General features: G+C 36.1%; 21 protein-coding genes. All 21 read left to right on the top strand.

The genetic code is table 11. The annotated features are described in order from the left end of the window. The first annotated feature begins 1 nt into the window (after position 1). The 21 genes from acear_RS02440 to modA all read left to right on the top strand — a co-directional run bounded on the left by acear_RS02440 (position 2) and on the right by modA (position 20,934). The gene (locus tag acear_RS02440) at positions 2-1,306 is read left to right on the top strand and encodes a cation:proton antiporter (RefSeq protein ID WP_013277441.1); all 1,305 of its coding nucleotides are present in this window, start codon (positions 2-4) and stop codon (positions 1,304-1,306) included. A 742-nt stretch (positions 1,307-2,048) separates the two neighbouring features. After that, positions 2,049-3,482 carry an SLC13 family permease gene (locus acear_RS02445; RefSeq protein WP_013277442.1) on the top strand — a complete coding sequence of 478 codons (1,434 nt, stop codon included), beginning with the start codon at positions 2,049-2,051 and terminating at the stop codon, positions 3,480-3,482. A gap of 30 nt (positions 3,483-3,512) precedes the next feature. Then, positions 3,513-4,610: a butyrate kinase gene (buk, locus tag acear_RS02450; RefSeq protein WP_013277443.1), complete on the top strand. Its 1,098-nt coding sequence runs from the start codon at positions 3,513-3,515 to the stop codon at positions 4,608-4,610. Between the two features lie 34 nt (positions 4,611-4,644). Continuing rightward, positions 4,645-5,568 carry a phosphate acyltransferase gene (locus tag acear_RS02455; RefSeq protein WP_013277444.1) on the top strand — a complete coding sequence of 308 codons (924 nt, stop codon included), beginning with the start codon at positions 4,645-4,647 and terminating at the stop codon, positions 5,566-5,568. A gap of 33 nt (positions 5,569-5,601) precedes the next feature. Next, positions 5,602-5,802, top strand: coding sequence for a 4Fe-4S dicluster domain-containing protein (locus acear_RS12275; protein ID WP_013277445.1), 201 nt, complete (start codon positions 5,602-5,604; stop codon positions 5,800-5,802). Next, the gene (locus tag acear_RS02465; RefSeq protein WP_013277446.1) at positions 5,802-6,926 is read left to right on the top strand and encodes a 2-oxoacid:acceptor oxidoreductase subunit alpha; all 1,125 of its coding nucleotides are present in this window, start codon (positions 5,802-5,804) and stop codon (positions 6,924-6,926) included. The genes acear_RS12275 and acear_RS02465 overlap by 1 nt, the downstream gene beginning before the upstream one ends. A gap of 15 nt (positions 6,927-6,941) precedes the next feature. Then, positions 6,942-7,760, top strand: coding sequence for a thiamine pyrophosphate-dependent enzyme (locus tag acear_RS02470; RefSeq protein WP_013277447.1), 819 nt, complete (start codon positions 6,942-6,944; stop codon positions 7,758-7,760). Between the two features lie 22 nt (positions 7,761-7,782). Beyond that, positions 7,783-8,319, top strand: coding sequence for a 2-oxoacid:acceptor oxidoreductase family protein (locus acear_RS02475; RefSeq protein WP_013277448.1), 537 nt, complete (start codon positions 7,783-7,785; stop codon positions 8,317-8,319). A gap of 53 nt (positions 8,320-8,372) precedes the next feature. Continuing rightward, a complete protein-coding gene (locus acear_RS02480) occupies positions 8,373-8,849 on the top strand; it encodes a (2Fe-2S)-binding protein (RefSeq protein ID WP_013277449.1) in 477 nt (158 codons plus the stop codon). A gap of 3 nt (positions 8,850-8,852) precedes the next feature. Further along, entirely contained in the window at positions 8,853-11,210 is a 2,358-nt protein-coding gene (locus acear_RS02485) for a xanthine dehydrogenase family protein molybdopterin-binding subunit (protein WP_013277450.1), read from the top strand. Continuing rightward, the gene (locus acear_RS02490; protein WP_013277451.1) at positions 11,210-12,076 is read left to right on the top strand and encodes an FAD binding domain-containing protein; all 867 of its coding nucleotides are present in this window, start codon (positions 11,210-11,212) and stop codon (positions 12,074-12,076) included. The genes acear_RS02485 and acear_RS02490 overlap by 1 nt, the downstream gene beginning before the upstream one ends. A gap of 85 nt (positions 12,077-12,161) precedes the next feature. Next, positions 12,162-13,391, top strand: a complete 1,230-nt coding sequence (locus acear_RS02495) for a 4Fe-4S dicluster domain-containing protein (protein WP_013277452.1) — start codon at positions 12,162-12,164, stop codon at positions 13,389-13,391. A gap of 34 nt (positions 13,392-13,425) precedes the next feature. Then, positions 13,426-13,824 carry a cupin domain-containing protein gene (locus acear_RS02500; protein WP_013277453.1) on the top strand — a complete coding sequence of 133 codons (399 nt, stop codon included), beginning with the start codon at positions 13,426-13,428 and terminating at the stop codon, positions 13,822-13,824. A gap of 65 nt (positions 13,825-13,889) precedes the next feature. Further along, entirely contained in the window at positions 13,890-14,675 is a 786-nt protein-coding gene (locus acear_RS02505; protein WP_425358457.1) for a carbon-nitrogen family hydrolase, read from the top strand. Positions 14,676-14,699: 24 nt separating this feature from the next. Beyond that, the gene (locus acear_RS02510; RefSeq protein WP_013277455.1) at positions 14,700-15,407 is read left to right on the top strand and encodes a DUF2848 family protein; all 708 of its coding nucleotides are present in this window, start codon (positions 14,700-14,702) and stop codon (positions 15,405-15,407) included. Between the two features lie 162 nt (positions 15,408-15,569). Then, the gene (locus acear_RS02515; RefSeq protein ID WP_013277456.1) at positions 15,570-16,829 is read left to right on the top strand and encodes a benzoate/H(+) symporter BenE family transporter; all 1,260 of its coding nucleotides are present in this window, start codon (positions 15,570-15,572) and stop codon (positions 16,827-16,829) included. Between the two features lie 339 nt (positions 16,830-17,168). Beyond that, positions 17,169-17,825, top strand: coding sequence for an ATP-binding cassette domain-containing protein (locus acear_RS02520; protein ID WP_013277457.1), 657 nt, complete (start codon positions 17,169-17,171; stop codon positions 17,823-17,825). Between the two features lie 79 nt (positions 17,826-17,904). Further along, complete coding sequence (locus acear_RS02525; RefSeq protein ID WP_013277458.1) at positions 17,905-18,930, top strand: molybdopterin-binding protein; 1,026 nt, start codon at positions 17,905-17,907, stop codon at positions 18,928-18,930. Between the two features lie 108 nt (positions 18,931-19,038). Continuing rightward, the gene (locus acear_RS02530; protein ID WP_013277459.1) at positions 19,039-19,809 is read left to right on the top strand and encodes an XdhC family protein; all 771 of its coding nucleotides are present in this window, start codon (positions 19,039-19,041) and stop codon (positions 19,807-19,809) included. Then, positions 19,809-20,132, top strand: a complete 324-nt coding sequence (locus acear_RS02535) for an XdhC family protein (RefSeq protein WP_013277460.1) — start codon at positions 19,809-19,811, stop codon at positions 20,130-20,132. The genes acear_RS02530 and acear_RS02535 overlap by 1 nt, the downstream gene beginning before the upstream one ends. Positions 20,133-20,184: 52 nt before the next feature. Continuing rightward, positions 20,185-20,934: a molybdate ABC transporter substrate-binding protein gene (gene modA, locus acear_RS02540; protein ID WP_013277461.1), complete on the top strand. Its 750-nt coding sequence runs from the start codon at positions 20,185-20,187 to the stop codon at positions 20,932-20,934. Positions 20,935-20,961 lie beyond the last annotated feature (27 nt).

Below are 20,961 nucleotides of genomic sequence, written 5' to 3' on the forward strand. Positions count from 1 at the left end.
AATGACAGGTGAAATAATAGAAGGATTACATCAGATTCAGGAATGGTTTGTTCTTAATCAGGTAGGCGACAAAGTAATCTACTTAATCGGTTTATTGATCTTTCTGGCATGGTTAGTAGTTCTAATTGCTAAAAAAACAAAGATTCCTATTGTAGTAGGCTATGTATTCTTAGGAATTATATTAAGTGTGGAATTAATAAACCAGCTACCTTTCTTAACTGAAGCTCAAAAATCATGGTATGAATTCTTGATTGAAAGCTTTGATTATATTCCTCAGTTAGCATTGGCCTTTATAGCCTTTACTATCGGTAGTGAATTATCAATTAAAGTATTGAAGAACCTAGGAAAGAAGATTCTTTATGTAGTAGTCTTAGAAGCCTTTGGAGCTTTTATACTAGTTACTTTAGGAATATTAGCAATTGGTCAACCGCTCTATTTGGCTTTGTTATTTGGATCAATTGCTTCAGCTACTGCACCGGCAGCTACAGTAATGGTCCTTAAAGAATATGATGCAGAAGGTGTATTGACTTCAATGATTTTAGCTGTAGTAGGAATAGACGATGCTGTAGCTTTAATAATCTTTAGCTTAATAAAGCCTATTGCTTTAATGCTATATTCAGGCAACAGTAATTTATCGCTAGTCAACTCCATTCTGTTGCCTTTAATAGAAATTGGAGGTTCAATAGGAATAGGACTGCTACTTGGCTATCTTTCTCAGAAAGTACTGGTTGGTTTTGAAGATAAAACAAAAAAGGTAATGACTGTAATAACAACAATTGTCGGCGGTTCTGCTGTAGCAATCCTGATAGAATTATCACCATTAATTACTAATATGGCAATCGGCTTTGCCTATCGAAACTTTACTCACAAAAACTTGGGGGTAACGGATTATCTGGATACACTAACTATTCCCCTTTATGCATTATTCTTTATTCTGGCTGGAACGGAAATTAGATTTACAGGAATTGCTTCTGTTGGCTTTCTAATAGTTGCCTTCACCTATACAATAGCCCGACTGATTGGAAAGATAGGAGGAGCCTCTTTAGGAGCCTCACTGTCCAATGCCCCTGAAAAAATTAAGAAATATGTAGGATTTGGTCTATTACCCCAGAGTGGAGTAGCAATTGCTCTAGCCTATACTGTCCAGAAGAGTTTTTCTGAAGCACCTGAAGTCGGCTTATTGGTATTTAACACTCTATTATTCACATCAGCTTTAACAGAAGTATTTGGCCCCTTAGCTACAAAGTATGCTATTTCCCAGGCTGGAGAAGCTCAGCAAGAAGTTAAACATGACCAATCAACTTAATAAACCCCAATTATCCATAAAATACACTTAGTGGTTGCTTAAGCAACCACTAAGTGTATTTTATGGATAATTATAGAGCAATCTAAAGTTCTATTAAACTATATAAAAAACTTGTTATAAGTTTAAATGATGCTACTCCTTTATAACGCTAGTGTCACTATGTCTTAAAAAATAACTAATTTTGTTAATATTGCATAGAAATTCAAGGCACTAATTAAATATTATACTATTTAAGCAAATTTTAATCCCATTATAGGATTAGGCATTTTAAAAAGAGAAAACATGCTAAGCCTTGTTATATAAGTATTAATCAAATAAGTTTAAACAATCATTATCTCATAATGGGATAATGATTGTTTTTATAATCGATGTTTAAAAATTTGATTAGTCAATAAAGTATTTCTTAAAATTAGCTTAAGTGTTGATATTATAGGGATTTAAATAAATATATTAAAATTATTTTTAAATAATCATAATCTTGGCAGAAAAATTGCATTATTATAATAGTGAATATAATTATTATTATGATAATTATGAATTTTAGTTTTTAGACTTAATTGAAAGGAGGAAAAAGAAAATTCATATTTCAGATGATTTTGAATATTAACTTATAAAATTTATAAATAGAAATTGGAGGGTTAAAACACTTTATTTTACTAGGAGACAAAAATAATAATGTCGTTACAGTTAATTATTATATCATTGTATTTAAATAATATTCCAAGTGAGGAGTTGATGGATTATGGAAGCGGTGTATGATTCAATGACCAAGATGTTCAACAAGAAAAATATTAAGAATATTATAGTTTATTTGATCTGTATATCAATTTTATTTATTGTTCATGTAACGTCACCAGCAGGGTTATCTCAAGTTGGATTTAAGATGCTCGGTATAGCAGTTATTTCTGCTTTATTATGGTCGACTGATGCAGCTCCAATTCCTATAACAGCACTAATTATTATATTTTTGCAGACTATTTTAGGTGTGGCTGACTTAAATGAGGTATTAAAATATATAGCTCATCCAGTTAATGCACTACTGTTTGTCGGTTTTTCTCTATCAGCTGGTTTACAGAAGTATAATTTAGATAAAAAAATTAGTATTAAGATTATAGAATATGCAGGTACTAATGTAAAGAAGCTAATTTTGAGTGTGATGTGTGTAGTTGCTGTGCTTTCGATGTGGATGTCTAATACTTCTACAACAGCAATTATGATTCCGATTGCAGCTAGTATTCTAAGAATGGCAAAGGGAGAGCATAAAAATATTGGCAAAGCGTTTATGATCGGTATTGCCTATGCTGGGACTATTGGTGGAATGGCTACTCCAGTAGGCACAACTCCTAATCCGATTACAATCGGTTTTTTACAGGAGATGGCTGGTATAAGTCTTACATTTCTTGATTGGGTTGCTATTGGGCTTCCTTTTGCGGTTGTTTTGGTTCCTTTGGCTTGGTTTCTGTTAACCTGGATTTATCCTCCGGAAGTTGAGGAAGTAGATGTAGTTGATATTAGTTCATTAGACGATGACCAGGGAGAGACAGATCAATTAGGAGTTAATAAATTTCTATTTTATTTTGGGTTAATTGTAGTCTTGTGGCTTAGTGGTTCATTTCTACCGGTACCTGATGGTTGGCTTTATATTGTTTCATTAGGTGGTTCAATAGTACTCTACCTTCCTTTGTTTGGAGTATTGGAATGGAAGGATGCAGAAGAAAGTGTAGATTGGGGAGTGTTGATTTTAATAGGAGGTGGATTGGCTTTAGGGTCAGGGTTATCTAGCACTGGAGTTATTAGTTGGATAATAGGATTCTTTGAACAGGGGATTCAGGGTTTACCTATATCTTTAGTAGCAATTCTCGTTGCTGCTTTAACTAGTATTAGTATTCTCTTTTTCTGTAGCATAACGGCAACTTCTACTGCTTTTGTTCCTCTGGCTATTACTCTAGCTATGCAGATAGATGCCAATCCGATAATTTTAGCAGCAGCGGCGGGGTTGGCTTCTTCATTTGCCTATCTTTTACCTGCCAATACACCGCCTAATGCGATTGCTTATACTGAAGGTTACTTTGAGACTAAGGATATGATTAAGTCTGGGGTAATTTTATTAGTCTTATCGATTATTGTATTTGCAGTTATTTCTCAGGTATTATGGCCTTTTATGTTTCAATTTTAAATAGTAAAACACAAAGAGAGGGAGGATATAATGGAAAATATAGAGATTATCTTTACAGTTAATCCAGGAGCTACATCAACTAAGTGTGCTCTGTATCAACTAGTAGATAATGAAATAGATTGTATTGCTGAAGAAGCAATTAATCACCCTGATGAAGAGATAGTGGAATTTGATAGTGTTTCTGACCAAGTTGATTATCGTGAAGAGTTAGTACGGCAATTTATCGATCAGTCGCTTCCTCAACAGGGAGAGATTATAGCCTGTGCTGGCCGCGGTGGGATGTTAACACCTGTGCCTAGCGGAGCAATTAAAGTAAATGATGAGTTAGTTGACTTTTGTTTAAATGATCCAGTTTACTACCATGCTTCTAATCTAGGAGCTCCGTTGGCCTATCGTGTAGCTAATACTTATGGAATTGAGGCTTTTATAGTAGATCCTGTTGCTGTAGATGAATTGACAGAGGTAGCTCGGGTTTCAGGTTGTAAAGACTTTCCCCGTTTTAGCTTTGTCCATGCTCTTAATGTTCGAGCTACAGTGAGGAAGTTAGCTGAAAAGTTAGGTAAGGACTTTGAAGATATGAAGTGTGTAACAGCTCACTTAGGTGGAGGTTTTTCCATTGCCGCTATCGACCAAGGTAGAATAGTTGATAACGATAACCGGATGGAAGGCGGTCCATTTACTCCTGAAAGAGCTGGAGGTGTTCCTCCGATTCCTTTAGTTGAAGCTTGTTTTTCTGGTGACTATACAAAAGAAGAGTTGATGAAGAAATTATATGGGGAAGGAGGAGTTTATGGTTACTTAGGAACTAAAGATATGAGAGAAGTAGTCAAGAGAGTAGAAGATGGAGATGAGTATGCGACCTTAATTTATGATGCAATGATCTATCAGATCTGTAAAGAGATTGCTGCTATGGCTTCAGTAGTAAGCTTTGATTTGGATGGAATTGTTGTTACTGGTGGATTAGCATATAGTGACAAGATAATTGCTGATATTAAAGCCAAAGTTAGTAAATTGGGGCAGGTTTATGTATATCCTGGTAGTAATGAAAGTGAAGCATTGGCTGCAACAGCAGCAAGAGTAATTAATGGAGAAGAGTATAGAGAATGGCCTGTAGAAGTGAGTAATTAAATTAATCTAGATAGGGAGAGGTGAGTAGGAATTAATGGCTATTAAAACCTTTGAAGAATTAAAAGAAGCAGTAGTTAAGTTAGAACCGATTAGAGTAGCAGTAGCTGCTGCTGGAGATGAGAAAGTAGTCGGTGGAGTTAAGCTAGCTCAAGAATTAGGAATTATTAAAGAACCGGTTTTAACGGGAGATGCTGAGAAGATAAAAGAGATTGTGGATGCTCAGGAAGCAGAAGTAACAGCAGATAATATTCGTGATGCTGTAGACGATAGTCAAGCAGCTCGGTTGGCAGTAAAGGCTGTTAATGATGGTGAAGTGCAGGCTTTAGCTAAAGGTAGATTGGAGACACTGCACTATTTAAGAGCTATTCTTGATAAAGAGACAGGAATTAGAGCAGCTAAAGTTTTGAATAATCTTACGTTATTTGAAATGGATAGCTACCATAAGTTAGTCGGTGTCAGTGATAATGCAATTATGCCCAATCCCGATTTAGAAGATAAGAAGGCAATTATCGAAAATACTAAGCCGCTATGGACGGCATTAGGAATTGAGCAGCCGAAAGCGGCAGTGTTAGCGGCTGTGGAAATAGTTAATGATAAGATGCAGGCGACCGTAGATGGTTGCTGTTTAACAAGGATGGTAGATCGGGGACAGATAAAAGATTTTATTGTAGATGGCCCCCTATCCTATGATATTGCAATGAGCTTAGAATGCGCTAAAGGTAAAAATCTAGCAGATTCCAAGGTGGCTGGAGATCCTGATTTATTGGTACTTCCTAATTTAGAATCAGCTAATATGCTAGGTAAGAGTTATAAATTGCATGGTAAAGCTGAATCTGGTGGATTAGTATTTGGAGCTGAAGTTCCAGTAATGTTAAATTCTCGTTCTGATTCTGCTGAAAGGCGATTGAATGCTATTTTAATGGCCCGAGCGATTGCTGAAAAAACTTCTCTAGTTTAAAAATTATGAGGAGGGAACGGAGGTAAATATAAAATGGCTAAAGTATTGATTGATCATGAGTTATGCAAAAAATGCAAGATTTGCGTGGAGTTTTGTCCTATGGATGTCTATTCGTTTAATGAGTTGGAAGGCCCTAAAGTAGAGCAGGAAGAGAAATGTATTGGTTGTGATAAGTGTGTAATTATGTGTCCAGATTTTGCAGTTGAAGTAATTGAGGGAGAGGAGGTTAAATAATGAGTAATAAATCACAGGAAAAGCAGGCGTTTATGCAGGGGAATATTGCAGCAGGTGAAGGAGCGATTGCAGCCGGAGCAGATGTGTTTGCTGGTTATCCGATTACACCATCATCAGAGATTGCTCAGCATGCTTCAGTTAATCTACCTAAGTTGGGTGGAATGTATGTCCAGATGGAAGATGAAATTGGTAGTATCAGTGCTGTAGTTGGCGCTAGTATGGCTGGAGCTAAAACTTATACAGCAACTAGTGGTCCTGGTATATCATTGATGAATGAGAATATTGGGTTAGCCTGTATGGTTGAGGCACCGTGTGTAATAATTAATGTGCAGCGTGTGGGTCCGAGTACAGGATTAGCTACAAAGCCGGCTCAGGGAGATTTGATGCAGACTCGTTGGGGAACTCATGGTGATCATGGAGTAATTGCTGTATCTCCAGCTTCAGTTCAGGAATGCTTTGATTTAACTGTTCAAGCCTTTAATTTTGCTGAACGGTTTAGAACACCAGTATTTGTTTTAATGGATGGTTTGGTAGGACAGATGTATGAAACGATTACTATACCAGAAGAAGTAGAAATTGAGGATCGTAAATTGGCTGATTGTCCACCAGAAGAATTTGAACCTTATGCTTATGATGAAGACTTGGTTCCTTCTTTTGCACCATATGGAGGAGAGCGGATCAATAAGGCTAATGGTTCAGGCCATGGATTAGATGGATATCCTGATAATTCACCAGAAAATTACGATATGTTAGTCAACCGTTTAGTCGATAAGATCGAAAATAAGAAAGAAGAGATCTGTCTTTATGAAACTTATCAATGTGAAGATGCTGAAGTGTTAATTATTACTTATGGTTGTAGTGTTCGCTCAGGTCTAACTGCAGTAGAGAAAGCGAGAGAAGAAGGGATTAAAGCCGGATTGCTACAATTGAAGACGGTTTGGCCTTTTCCTGATCATTTAGTCAAAGAGTATAGTGCACAGGTTGATAAGGTAATTGTACCGGAATTAAGCTTAGGACAATTGAAAGCAGAAGTAAATAAATATGTTAATGATGTTCCTGTTATAGGAGTTAATAAGAATGTTGGGCTACCTATAACACCACAAGAAATTATTGCAGAAATGTAAACGGAGGTGAAAAGAATGGAATATACAGGTGAAGAATTTTTAAAAAGTGAAGATCTACCTCTTTTTTGGTGTGCTGGCTGTGGACATGGTATTTTATTAGGTAGTATCGTTAGAGCACTGGAAGAAAGTGGTTTATCAAGAGAAAATACAGTAGTAGTAACAGGTATAGGCTGTTGGGGTAAAGCTGATGATTACTTAACAACCCATGCTTTTCATGGAACGCATGGTAGAGCAATTGGAGTTGCTACTGGAGTTAAATTTGCTAATCCTGATTTAAATGTAATTGCATTAGTAGGAGATGGTGATGGAGTAACAATTGGTGGTAACCATCTAATTCATGCAGCAAGAAGAAATACAGATATTACTGTTATTATGTCTAATAATCTCAATTATGGTATGACAGGAGGACAGTATTCAGGTTCTACACCTAATGAAGCAATTACGTCTACTTCTCCTTATGGTCATGTGGAAGACCAATTTGATATTTCAGAATTAGTTAAAGAGAGTGGTGCCGGTTATGTAGCTAAAGAGACTGTAGCTAAACCCCTAAAACTTCAGAAATATATCAGTAAGGCATTACAGAAAGATGCTGGTTTTCGTTTTGTAGAAGCATTGAGCGTCTGTCCTACCCACTTTGGTAAGAATAATAAATTGGGAGGAGCAGTAGAAATGATTAATCATTTAGATTCAAATACTGTAAAATTAAAAGCTGCTCAGGAAATGAATTCGGAAGAATTAGAAGATAAATATGTGATAGGAGAATATGCAGACCGTGATGTTGATGGTTACATTAAACGTTATCAAGAAGTCCAGAAAAATGCTGCTAATGCTTAACTTGAGAAGGAGGTAGGGTATTATGAGTAAGGAACAATGTGAAATTATTTTAAGTGGTGTAGGTGGCCAGGGTTTGATTTCAAGTGGGGCCATCTTGGGTGAAGCAGCTAGTGTTTATGAAGATAAATTTACTACTATGACCAAGACTTATGGTGTTTCTGCTCGGGGTGGCTTTTCTAAATCTGATGTATTGATTAGTGATGAATTTGTATCTTACTTTAAAGCTTTAAATCCAGATGTAATTTTAATACTTGACAATAAAGCATATCCTGAAGTTAAGGATAAGATAAGTGAAGAGACACTAGTAATTATTAATTCTAATGAGGTAGATAATTATAATCCAGATTTAGGAAATGTATATTCGTTTCCATTATCAGAAATGGCTTTTGAAATTGGATCTTTATTAACCTTAAATATTATTGCTTTAGGCTTTATTGCTGGAAAGACTAATATTATTAGTAAAGAAGCGCTAAAGAAAGTTGTTAAAAAGAAGTATCCGGCTGAAAAGGCCGTTGAATTAAATATGAAGGCTATAGAAAAGGGATTTAGCTTAGTATAGATTTTTAGAGATAGTAAGTGTTTAACAAACTAAATAACAAGGGGGGGATTTAAGTGGTTAATGAGATTGCTTTAACAGTAAATGGTACAAAATATGAGTTGGCTGTAAAAGGTCACCAGACTCTTGCTGACGTTCTAAGAGATGAGCTAGGATTAATCGGAACTAAGGTTGGATGCGGCGAGGGAGAATGCGGAGCCTGCACAGTTATGGTAGATGGTAGAACCGTGACCTCCTGTTTAATGCTTGCTGCGCAGGCTGATGGATGTGAAATAATAACTATTGAAGGATTAGCTGAAGATGCTGAAGGCGAGTTACATCCAGTACAAGAGGCTTTTGTAGAAGCAGGAGCTATTCAGTGTGGTTTCTGTACTCCAGGATTTGTAATGTCAACAGTAGCCTTATTGGAAGAATATCCTGATCCAACAGAAGAACAAATTAGGGAAGGTTTAGCTGGTAATTTGTGTAGATGCACTGGATACCAGCAGATATTCGATGCAGTAGAGTTAGCTAAAGAAAAAAGGGAGGTGTAACTAATGAGAGAAATTAGTGATGAATTAAAAGAATATAGAGAAGATTATGAAAAAGTAGGGAAAGATAGGCCTCTTGTTGATGCTAAAGACAAGGTTACAGGAAAGGCTAGATATGTAAGTGATGTAGAATTACCGGGGATGCTAACAGCTAAAGCCTTAAGAAGTCCTTATCCTCATGCTAAAGTATTGAATATTGATAAGAGTAAGGCAGAAAAAGTACCGGGGGTTAAGAGTATTTTAACTCCTGAAGATGTAGAACAGCAGAAGTGGGGGCCAATAACTCAAGACAGGAATCTTTTATCTAGGAAGGCTCGGTTTACTGGTGATGAAATTGGATTAGTTGTTGCAGTTGACGAAGCAGCGTGTGATGAAGCTTTAAGTAAAATCAAAGTTGATTATGAACAACTTCCTCCAGTTTTAGATATGCTTGAAGCAATGGATGAAGATGCACCAACAATCCATGAAGAATTTCCTAATAATGTAAACCACCATGTAGAAGTAGAGAGAGTTTCTGAAGAAGAGATGGAACGAATCTTTGATGAAGCTTATTTAGTCTGTGAAGATGAATTTGTTACTAATAGAGTACATCAAAGTTATATGGAACCCAATGGAGTAGTTGCTGAGCAAGATGAAAATGGTTATTTAACAATGTATGCTGGTGCGCAATCTCCTACCTGGTGTCGACGAGACTATGCTGAATCACTTAAAATGCCGGTAGATAAAACTAAAGTTGTCCAGACGTTATATGGTGGAGGTTTTGGTGCGAAGATAGAACCGCAATTTCCTCCTTTGGGAGCATTAGGTGCTAAGTATGTAGGGCAACCAGTGAAGTTATTATTAAATAGAAAAGAAGATTTTGAAAGTGCTTTACCAAGGGTTCCGATGACCATTAGACTTAAGACTGCCTGGAGTAAAGAAGGAGAATTGCTAGCCAAAGATGTATATGTAATAGCTGATCAGGGTGCATATGCAGATTATGGATTAGCAATTGCTAAGACTGCAATGAAAAGGATTGATACTCTATATCAGCTTGAGAATGTAAGAGCAGTGAGTGATGTGGTATATACTAATAAGGTTCCTACAGGCTGTTTTAGAGGTTTTGGAAATTCTCAGTCACATATAGCTTTAGAAAATCAAGTTGATGAAGCAGCTGAAAAGCTTGGTATTGCTCCTGATGAACTTAGATTAAAGAATTGTGCTAGACCAGGTTATGATAACCCACATGGTTGGGAAGTAAATAGTTGTGAAGTAGATCAATGTATTGAAGAAGCAACACAGCAGTCTAATTTTAAGGAAAAAAGAGATGAATATAAAGGTGCTCAAAAAGACAATGCAAAGATTAAACGTGGCATTGGATTATCAGCTTCGATGCATGTTTCAGGTAATAGGAGCTTTTTAAAAGCCTTTGATGGGGCATCAGCTTTATTAAGAATGAATGAAGACGGAAGATTGTATATTTATTCCAATGAACCAGATATGGGACAAGGAATCCGGACAGTTACTACTGTTTGTGCAGCTGAAGTGTTAGATATGCCGATAGAAGATATTAGAGTACCCGAAGTGGATACTGATGTAGTTCCTTTTGGAACTGGTTGTTGGGCTAGTAGAGGTACTTATCTTGCAAGTTCAGCGGTAAAAGAAGCAGCACTTAAATTAAAAAGGAAATTGCTTGCAAAAGCTGGAGAAATGATGAATATATCAGCGGAACAGTTAAAAGTAAAAGACGGAACAGTAGTCTGGAAAAGGGATGAAAATAGAAAACGTACTTTCAAAGAAATTGCCTGGCAGTATGTATGTGAAAATTCTGGAGAAATGTTGATGGCTCAGGGTTCATTTATGCCTGATGTTGAGTATCCTGATGAAGACGGTTATGGTAATGTGTCTGGTGGCTATGCTTATGCATGTAATGTTGCAGAAGTAGAGATAAATACTGAGACTGGTGAAATAAATGTTACAGATATTTGGGCTGCTTATGATGTTGGCCAACCAATTAATCCTATGGCCGTCAAAGGACAGATCTGTGGTGGTGTTGGCATGGGCTTTGGTTGGGCTATATTAGAAGATATGAAGTATGATGAAGATGGTGTATTGATGAATCCTAACTTCCTTGATTATCAAATTCCTACTACTAAAGATATTCCCAATATCCATCCTATAATAGCGGATAGTTATGAATGGACTTCAGGATATGGTGCTAAATCTATTGGAGAGAATGCATTAAATCCAGTTGCACCTGCTATAAGTAATGCTATTTATAATGCTATTGGTGTAAGGTTTAAAGAAGTCCCTATAACTTCCGAAAAAGTTCTCGAAAAATTGCAAGAAGAAGATGCTGCTGTGGAAAAGGAGGGTAATCAATAATGAGGTCATTTGATTACTATAGGGCTGATACGGTTGATGAAGCAATAAGTTTATTACAAAAGTTTAATGGTGAAGCTGTTTTATTAGCTGGAGGAACAGATGTTATAGTAGAAGCGAAAGAAGAGGGTGTCGAGTTTGAACGAGTTGTTGATATTAGTAGGACCGATGAATTAAGAGGAATTTCGTTAGAGGGAGATAAAATTCATATTGGAGCAGCAACTAAGTTCTATGAAATTGTTGATTCTGAAATAGTGAGAGAAAATGCAGGAGTTTTAGCTCGGGCTGCTAATAAAGTAGGATCAGTGCAGACGAGAAATATGGGAACAATAGGTGGAAATGTAGGAAATGCGGCTCCATCAGCAGACTCCCTACCTTCTTTATTAATATTAGATGCTCAAGTAGTAGTAGCTGATCCAGAAGGAGAAAAATGTGTGCCAGTAAATGAAATCTTTGAAGGGCCAGGAGAAACAGTATTGAATTCACTACAGATGATTAAAGAAATTATAATTCCCTGTGTACCTGAAAATACGGGAATGAAATATATAAAACATATGCGTAGAAAAGCAATGGATGTTGCAACGGTAGGATGTGCAGTTAGAGTTGGTATTAATCCGCAGAGTAAAAAGATGACAGATGTTTATATTGCTTTAGGATCTGTAGCTCCAACACCGATCTTAGTTGAAGGAATAACAGATAAAGCTCAAGGAAAGAAGCTTGATCAAGATTTAGCTCAAGAAATTGGAGAATTTGCTATGAATCAAGTTTCTCCGATTACTGATGTAAGAAGTACTAAAGAATATAGGAATGAAATGGTTAAAACGTTAGTGAAAAATGCTTTAATGGAAGCTTATGATAATGTAATTTAGCTAAAATAATTGGAGTATCAAGATTAAACTTATTTTTCTATGATACTTCAATTTTAAATAACTAAAAAAGGAGTGGAGATAAACAATGAAACCAGATTTAAGTACAGAAGTATGTGGAGTTGAATTCAAAAATCCAATTGTAGTAGCATCGGCAACACCGACTCACGATGCTGAAGCTATGCGTAAGTGTGTAGAGGCAGGAGCAGGTGGCTTAGTAGCGAAGACTTTCAGTCCTGAACCATTAACTAAGGAGTATGTATCGCCGCGTTTTACAGTGCTGCATAAAGAAGGATGGCCAGATGTATACTCTAATTATTCCTGTGAATTTTTAGCTACTTTTGCAACAGATGAGTGGATGAAGCAGATGGAAGAAGCGGCTGAATATTGTCATGAGCATGATGTACGGTTAATCGGTAGTATTTCTGGTACTACAATGGAGAGTTGGCAAGACTTAGCTCAGAGGATAGAAGCAACCGGTATAGATATGTTGGAGTTAAACTTCGGCTGTCCTCATCCTCGTGATTTAGACTATAAGAGTGGACAGGTACTTGGTAGTTCTCCTGAAGCAGCAGCAGAGGTAACTGAAGCAGTAGTTGAGGTAGTAGATATTCCAGTATTTATTAAAGTGACTCCTGAAGCAGTTAGTCCGGTAGAAGTAACTAAGCGGGTAACAGAAGCAGGAGCTGCTGGAGTAACAGCAATCAATAGATATCCAGCTTTAGATATTGATATTGAGGATGGGCGTCCTCTTTTACACTCAACTTATGCTGGTGTAGGCGGCCCTTGGATGAGACCGATTACTCTCAAATGGTTATCGAAGATTTCTAAAGAAGTTGGAGCTCCTATTTCTGCAACTAATGGTATTAGCACTTGGAAAGATATTGTAAAGTGTATTATGGTTGGAGCTTCTACTGTACAGACCTGTACTGCCTTAATGTATGGTCAGAATCAGTATGGAAAAATTGAAGACTTCATTGAAGGATTAGAAGATTATATGGAAGATAAGGGTTATGATTCTCTAGATGAGCTAAGGGGTATTACTCTACCACAGATCAAGACGTGGGATGAGGTTGATCGTGAAAGTAAAGCGACTCCAGAGGTTATTCCTGAAGAGTGTATAGGCTGCGGCATGTGTCTCAATTGGTGTTTCTATGATGCTATTTCGCTGTATGAAGAAGATGGTGAGACTAAGGCTAAAGTTGATCCTGATAAGTGTGACCATTGCGGTTTATGTGTGTCACTTTGTCCAAAGGAAGCGCTTAATATGGAGTATGAAGATAAAGATGAAAAGGTATATCTCGGTGACTTTGAATAATTAAATTTATTCATTTAAAAGGAGGATACTAAAGATGGGAAAACAAGAGATTGAGATTACAGATCCAGTATGCATCAATGAATGGCGTCTAGTAAAAGGGGCAGAAGATCAAGGAATTATGGAGAAAATATTAAGTTATGATTCCGAAACCGGAAACTATACAAGATTATTGAAGTTCCCTCCGGGTACGCGAACTGACGAAGTTCTAAAGCATGACTTCTGTGAAGAAATCTATGTGTTAGAAGGATATCTAACCGATGTAAATAAGGAACTTACTATGAAAGCAGGAGACTACGGCTGTCGTCCGGTAGGGATGCCGCATGGTCCTTACGATATTCCCAATGGCTGTATGACTTTAGAGATGAGATACCAGGATCCGAATAAAGAGATTGATGAAGACTGTTCATTAATGAAGATGGATTTTGAAAGATAATTACTTAAATATATTCCCGGGTTACTCTATTAAGGAGCGCCCGGGAAAACAGTCTACTTTTGGAGGTGAGAGAATTGAAAGTAGCTTCTTTACAGTTGAATATTTCTGATGACATGACTAAGCAAGATCGAATTCAATATACTTTAAATCAGATGGAGCAAGCTAGTGATGCAGATTTGATATTACTACCGGAGGTTTGGAATATCGGCTATTTTTCTTTCAATCAATATGGAGAACAGAGCGAGACATTAAATGGGCCTTCGATTAGTGCTGTTGCTGAAAAGGCTGACGAATTAAATTCATATGTGTTTGCCGGGAGTATTGTTGAACGGCTAGAAGGTGAACTCTATAATACTAGTGTTATGTTAGATAATGACGGTGAAATTTTAGATACTTATCGAAAAATACATTTGTTTGGCTATGGTTCAGCTGAGACAGAAATATTAACCCCCGGTGAAGAGATAGTTGTTATTGAAACAGAGATCGGAAACTTGGGTTTTTCTACCTGTTATGACTTAAGATTTCCAGAATTATTTCGCAAAATGATGAAGAAAGGAGCAGAGATATTTTTAGTTACTTCCGGCTGGCCTTTCCCAAGGTTGACTAATTGGACAGCACTAAATCAGGCTCGAGCTGCAGAAAATATCTGTTATCTGGTGTCGTGTAATTGTGCCGGAGAAAATCAGGGGACTCAATTTTTAGGACACAGTATGATAGTAGATCCATGGGGGACTCCGATTGCTAGCAGTGACCATCAAGAGCGGATAGTTAGAGCTGAAATCGATGTTTCTAAAGTAAAAGAAATCAGACAGGAGTTTCCACCATTGAAGGATAGAGTTTTAGAAGTTTAGCTAATATTGAATGGAGGGATTTTAGTGGCATATCTAGAGTTTAGAATTAATGGTAATCCTAATGAGATTTTACAGTTTGAAGTAGAGAAGATGATCAATGCTGGTTATACTGGAAGAAATCAGGAAGAAGTGCAGAAGCATGTTGAGGAGTTGAAAGCTAAAGGAATACCTGCTCCAGAGGAGGTACCAACTTATTTCCCTGTCTTTAACGATGGTATAGTACAGGATGAAGTTCTCGATGCTCTTGATGAAACTGATCACTCTGGAGAAGCGGAGTATGTGTTATTGTGTACCGCGGATGAGATCTATGTAGCAGCAGGCAGCGATCATACTGACCGGAAATTAGAAGAAGAGAGTATTCCTAAGGCTAAACAGATCTATCCCAATACTATCTCTCGGGATGTCTGGAAACTTTCTGAGGTAGAAGATCACTGGGATGAAATTATGATGCGCAGTTGGGTAGAAGATGATGGAGAAAAGATACTATTCCAGGAGGCTCCTCTATCAGCTCTACTTCCTCCTAATGAGCTATTAGAGAGGATTAAAGAGATTATCGAAGTAGAGAGTATGGAGGGAGTAGTCATCTATTCAGGCACTGTTGGAGCAGAAGTAGATGTCGATTATAGTCCGATATTTGAAATGGAATTAGAAGATCCTAAAAAGGATCGCAAGCTGGAGTCTAAGTACCGGATGAAGCCGATGGCTGATTGGTATAAGAAAGAGATAAAGTAGATCTAGTAAAGTCAGAATTTTTTGCAGAAAGGGGGTGGTAGTGATAAGATTGGTTTATTAGAGTAAAGATGATAAGTGTCAGTTAAAAATAGGTAAATTTCAGTTGATCAGTCGTTTCTTACTGCAACAATATCTTTAAATTAAAAAAGGGGGAAGTAGAGTATGTTTTTTGAATCTGGATTTGACCTCAAAAAAGGAATTAATGAATTTGGTGAGAAAGCTAATCTTACCAATATCAGTACTGGGCTAATTGGAGGTTCTACTCTGGCGTTAGTAGCAATTCCACTGGTACTAAAAGCAGGAGAAGCGGCTAATCTCTCACAGGAAATTGTTATGTCTTGGTTATTTAGTATTTACTTCTTTGGATCAATTGTAGGTTTGATTTTGGCTTTAGGATATCAGCAGCCGATTGCTGGTGCCTGGTCGATCCCAGGAATATTTGCTGTAACCCAAGTAATGCATAACTTTAGTATTAATGAAGCTGTAGGAGCCTTTTTAGTATCAGGTGCAATCGTATTATTTTTAGGCGTGACGGGTTTAATTAAGAAGGCAGTAAATTATATACCGGACTCAATTATGATGGCTATGGTTGCCGGAGTTCTATTTAGTTGGGCTTTAGGTATTGTTGATGCTTTTAAGTCTGCTCCCTGGATATGTTTAGTTGGAGCTATTGGGTTCTGGGTTTCCAAAAAAGTATTAAGTAGAATTCCACCAGTGTTAGGTACTTTTGTTTTCGGAATAGTTATGGCTGGAATTTTAGGTCAACTCAATTATAGTGAGATTAATATTGGAGTTGCTAATCCGATCTTTTTTAAACCAACGTTTACTATGCAGGCTATTATGTCGATTAGTATTCCTTTAGCAATGTTAGTTATTGGAGCGGAGAATATGCAGGCCTATGGGGTATTAAAGGCTGAAGAGTATGATGCTCCAATAAATGCTATGACTATTGCCAGCGGTATTGGAGGATTGATTGCTCCTTGGATGGGTGGACATAATGCTAATATAGCCGGTCCGATGACAGGTATCTGTGCCGATAAGGTAGCAGGAGATAAGGATGGGCGTTATGTTGCAGGGGTAGCTAATGGAGCTTCATTTGCTTTATTCGGTCTCTTTGCACCTCTATCTTTGTCAATGATTGACTTATTACCGGGGGCATTAGTTAGCTTGTTAGTTGGCTTAGTGTTGATGGGTATTATTAATAGTGCATTACAGACAGCCTTTGGCGACGATAAATTCCTCATCGGTTCCTTTACTGCTTTAGTTATAGCAATTTCTGGTGTTTCAATGTTGAAAATTGGAGCAGCTTTCTGGGCACTAGTAATCGGTACTCTCGTTTCTTTCATGTTCGAAAGAGAGGACTTCAATGCAATGAGATTGGAGTCTGAAGATGGAGAAGAAAAAGCTGCAGAAAGTGTATAATTCTTCTATGAGTTATCTTTACGCATAGTGTAACTATTGAAGTTTACGTGTAGCACTCTATTTATAGGAAGGAAGCTATTATTATAGAGTATAAAGCTATTATTATAGAGTATAAAGCTATTATTATAGAGTATAAAGCTATAACTTAAAAGAAAAGTTACTGCAATAAACCAGAAATGATATATATTAGGAGACATTAGTCTTCCTCCCTTCCTTTCCCTTTCTTAATAGTAGTGTATTTTAGTGATTTTTTTATTCTAGTCGTTATTTGATATTAAGTATAACGGTTAAGATACTTTTTGAAAAAATATGAGTATTGAGAACAGGAGGTGGAAAATTATGTTTTTAGAGGTGAACTTAGAAAAAGAGATGAAGGATTTTAATATTTCTCAAAAGTTTACTGTAAATAATGAGATTTTAATTTTATTTGGTCCTTCAGGAGCAGGTAAAACTACTATTTTAGATTGTGTTGCAGGCTTGCAAACTCCTGATAAAGGTGCAATTAAATTAAATGGAGAATATTTGTTTTCAACTAAAAAGAAAATTAACTTGCCACCATTTAAAAGAGAGATAGGTTATATTTTTCAAGAGCATGCTCTGTTTCCTCATCTAAATGTTAAGGAGAATATAAAGTATAGTTTAGATGGATGTAAAAGTGGAAAAGGATATAGATTTAGTGTAAAAGAGGTTTTGGATATGTGTCGAATTACTCACTTGCAGAAGCGATTGCCTTCTCAATTGTCTGGTGGGGAAAAGCAAAGGGTAGCTTTGGCCCGGGCACTAATGAGGGAACCATCTTTATTATTATTAGATGAACCATTGTCAGCTTTAGATTATGAATTAAGAAAACATCTGCAATCTGAAATTAAAAATCTTCATAAGAAATGGCAGATTCCTTTTATTTATGTTACTCATAATCGAGACGAAGCTGAATTTTTAGGCGATAGAATTTTACAAATTAATCATGGTAGTTTAAGAAAAATAAGGGCCGTATAATAGGAATTATTGGTTATCATCTGTTAATGGTACAATTGATGAGTTATTAAATTTGTTTAATAGAAAGGTGTGATTATTAATGGAAATTAAAGAGATACCAGTTGAAGAGGCAGTTGGTAGAGTAGTAGCTCATGATATGACTCAGATTATCCCTCAAGAATTTAAAGGGGCTAGATTTCAAAAAGGGGATGTGATTGACAGTAAGGATATATCTACTTTAAAGGATATGGGAAAAGAGCATATATATGTCCTTTCTTTAGATGAAGGAACTATTCATGAAGATGATGCAGCTTGTCAAATTGCTAAGAAAGTAGTTGGTAAAAATATTGTTTTATCAGAAGCAAATGAGGGTAAAATTAACCTCAAGGCAGAGCAAAAAGGTATTCTTAAGGTAGATAAGGATTTGCTTTTAGATGTTAACAGTATTGATGAAATTCTTATTACTTCTAGTCATGATAACATTTTTTTACAGGCAGGAGATTCATTAGCTGGAGTAAGAATTAATCCTTTAACAATTGAAGAGAGGAAGCTGAAACAATTTGAAGCTATTTTAGGTGACCAAAACCTTTTTGGGATAGAACCCTTTGTTGACAAGAAAGTAGGTGTAGTAGTTACTGGAAATGAGGTCTATAGTGGACGAATTGAAGATGAATTTGTGCCAACCTTACAGAGAAAGTTTAAACGTTGGGGGGGCGAGTTGTTAGATTCAATTATTGTCCCTGATGAAGTAGATGAGATTACAGAGGCATTGTCTAACTTAAAAGAATCTGGAGCAGAAGTATTAATTACCGGAGGAGGAATGTCAGTTGATCCTGATGATTTGACCCCAAAGGGAATAAGAAATACTGGAGCTGAAATTGTTAAGTATGGTGTGCCAGTATTGCCTGGAAATAAATTAATGTTGGCTTATTGGGATGGTATACCTGTACTAGGTTTACCGGCTTGTGTTATTTTTGAGGAAATTACTGTCTTTGATCTTATTTATCCCCGTCTTTTAACTGGAGAAGAATTCACAAGAAATGATTTGATAGAATTAAGTTATGGTGGATATTGTTATCATTGTGATGTATGTCAGTTTCCTCAGTGTTCTTTTGGTAAAATTTAAATGAAGTTATAATAATAAAATTTCTGACAAAGGTATTGCTGTTGGTGTGAAGTCGTAGAAGTTGTTTTACATTTGATTAATAAAAAGTTAGCGGAAGGGGTAGTTAAAATGGAACAGATTGAATTTTACAGAAAAATAGCAACTGCTTATAAGCAGAAGGAACAAGCAATGATAGGTACAATTACTGCTGTCAAAGAAAATAATAATTTTGAATTTGATCCGGTAGGTAGTAAAATTCTTCTCCGGCAGGAAGATAGATTAGCTTATCCAGCTAATAGCTTGGAGTTGTGGCAAATAATTCTGGATAATATAGATGCTGCTGACCAGTTAATAGACTTGAAACAGCCAGCATTAAACAAGGTAGAAATCGATTCAGGAAGTGAAATGGAAGTTTATTTTGAGCCAGTTATAGAAGAACCCCGGTTATTAATTTTTGGAGCAGGCCATGTTGCTCAATCTTTAGCTCAGGTAAGTAAGATGGCAGATTTTAAAGTTACGGTAATGGATGATAGAGAAGATATGGTAAATAGGCAACGTTATCCTCAAGCTGATAAGTTAGTCTGTGCTGAGTTTGATGAATACTTAGAAAATGTACAGATTAAAGAAAATGATTATTTAGTTATTGTTACAAGAGGGCATCAACATGATTATGATGTTTTGCGAGAGGTTATTGACAGTAAGGCAAGGTATATAGGAATGATTGGTAGTAGTCGCAAAGTAAAGATATTATTTAAGAATCTACAAGAAAAGGAAGGAATTAGCCAAGAATTAATAGATAAGGTTTATGCTCCAATTGGTGTAGATATTGCTAGTGAAACTCCAGCAGAAATAGCAATATCTATTATTGCAGAAATAATTTCTATAAGGAGGGGGAAGTAATGGACAGAGAGATAGTAAATAAGATTAAAAGTTATGAAGGAGAAGGGGATTATATAGCTCTTGCTACTGTTATTTCAGCTGCAGGTTCTTCACCGAGAAATATTGGAGCACAAATGTTAGTTTATCCTAATGGTGCTATTAGTGGTACCGTTGGAGGAGGTATATCTGAAGCAGAGACTATTGAAAAAGCACAAGAGTTAATAAAAACAGGAAAGAATAAAAAATATTTTTTTGATATGAGTAATCAGGAAGTAGCCAAATCTGGTGGAGTCTGTGGTGGACAAGTTGCAATTTTTATTGAAACTATAAAGATAAATAATTAAGAAGTTTTTCAGTGATGTGAAGTAAGTATTTAAAGGAGGTATTTAGTTAACAATGAAAAAAATCATTTGGGGACTAGTTTTAGTTTTGGTTTTGTTGGTATCTATTACTGTTCAGGCTCAAGAGTCTTTATTTGTATATTGTGGTGCAGGTTTTAAAAAACCTATGCAAGAAATAGGACAATTGTTTGAAAGGAAGTATGGTATACAAGTCAATTATCAATTTAATGGTTCCGGAACTTTATTTAATCAAATTAAAACTGTTAAAAGTGGAGATTTATATATACCTGGTGATATTTGGTATATTAATAAGTTAAAAAATGGAGACCAAGGTAATTATATTTATACTCAAGCTCCAGTTGGTTATCATACGCCGGTAGTTATAACTTCTAATAGTAACTCATCTAAAATTAAAGAATTTAATGATTTAAACCAAGCAAAAGTCCAAGCAGTTTTAGGAAATAAGAGTGCAGCTATTGGTCGGGTTACAAATAAAATTTTGGCTAAAGCTGATCTTACTTTAAATACAGTTGCTAAAATGGGGACAGTTAATCAAATAGCTATGGCTATTGCTATGGGCCAAGGTAATGTAGGAGTAGTTTGGAGAGCTAATTACAAAGAATTTGAAGATCAATTACAAATGATTAAAATACCTGAAGAAGTTAATATTGTTAAAGATTTAGCTATAGGAGTACTTGAATTTTCAGATCATAAGAAAAAAGCAGTTAAGTTTATGAATTTTGTTTCTTCAAAGAAAGGACAGAAAATTTTTAATAAATATGGATATAAAACAACCAAAAATTAAGTTAAATAATAAATTAATGAGGGGAGA

This window comes from Acetohalobium arabaticum DSM 5501, from assembly GCF_000144695.1.
Taxonomy (GTDB): Bacteria; Bacillota; Halanaerobiia; order Halobacteroidales; family Acetohalobiaceae; genus Acetohalobium; species Acetohalobium arabaticum.

Coding starts and splice junctions, on each gene's coding strand:
- acear_RS02440 (WP_013277441.1), top strand. CDS start 2: ATGACAGGTGAAATAATAGAAGGATTACATCAGATTCAGGAATGGTTT.
- acear_RS02445 (WP_013277442.1), top strand. CDS start 2,049: ATGGAAGCGGTGTATGATTCAATGACCAAGATGTTCAACAAGAAAAAT.
- buk (WP_013277443.1), top strand. CDS start 3,513: ATGGAAAATATAGAGATTATCTTTACAGTTAATCCAGGAGCTACATCA.
- acear_RS02455 (WP_013277444.1), top strand. CDS start 4,645: ATGGCTATTAAAACCTTTGAAGAATTAAAAGAAGCAGTAGTTAAGTTA.
- acear_RS12275 (WP_013277445.1), top strand. CDS start 5,602: ATGGCTAAAGTATTGATTGATCATGAGTTATGCAAAAAATGCAAGATT.
- acear_RS02465 (WP_013277446.1), top strand. CDS start 5,802: ATGAGTAATAAATCACAGGAAAAGCAGGCGTTTATGCAGGGGAATATT.
- acear_RS02470 (WP_013277447.1), top strand. CDS start 6,942: ATGGAATATACAGGTGAAGAATTTTTAAAAAGTGAAGATCTACCTCTT.
- acear_RS02475 (WP_013277448.1), top strand. CDS start 7,783: ATGAGTAAGGAACAATGTGAAATTATTTTAAGTGGTGTAGGTGGCCAG.
- acear_RS02485 (WP_013277450.1), top strand. CDS start 8,853: ATGAGAGAAATTAGTGATGAATTAAAAGAATATAGAGAAGATTATGAA.
- acear_RS02490 (WP_013277451.1), top strand. CDS start 11,210: ATGAGGTCATTTGATTACTATAGGGCTGATACGGTTGATGAAGCAATA.
- acear_RS02495 (WP_013277452.1), top strand. CDS start 12,162: ATGAAACCAGATTTAAGTACAGAAGTATGTGGAGTTGAATTCAAAAAT.
- acear_RS02500 (WP_013277453.1), top strand. CDS start 13,426: ATGGGAAAACAAGAGATTGAGATTACAGATCCAGTATGCATCAATGAA.
- acear_RS02515 (WP_013277456.1), top strand. CDS start 15,570: ATGTTTTTTGAATCTGGATTTGACCTCAAAAAAGGAATTAATGAATTT.
- acear_RS02520 (WP_013277457.1), top strand. CDS start 17,169: ATGTTTTTAGAGGTGAACTTAGAAAAAGAGATGAAGGATTTTAATATT.
- acear_RS02525 (WP_013277458.1), top strand. CDS start 17,905: ATGGAAATTAAAGAGATACCAGTTGAAGAGGCAGTTGGTAGAGTAGTA.
- acear_RS02530 (WP_013277459.1), top strand. CDS start 19,039: ATGGAACAGATTGAATTTTACAGAAAAATAGCAACTGCTTATAAGCAG.
- acear_RS02535 (WP_013277460.1), top strand. CDS start 19,809: ATGGACAGAGAGATAGTAAATAAGATTAAAAGTTATGAAGGAGAAGGG.
- modA (WP_013277461.1), top strand. CDS start 20,185: ATGAAAAAAATCATTTGGGGACTAGTTTTAGTTTTGGTTTTGTTGGTA.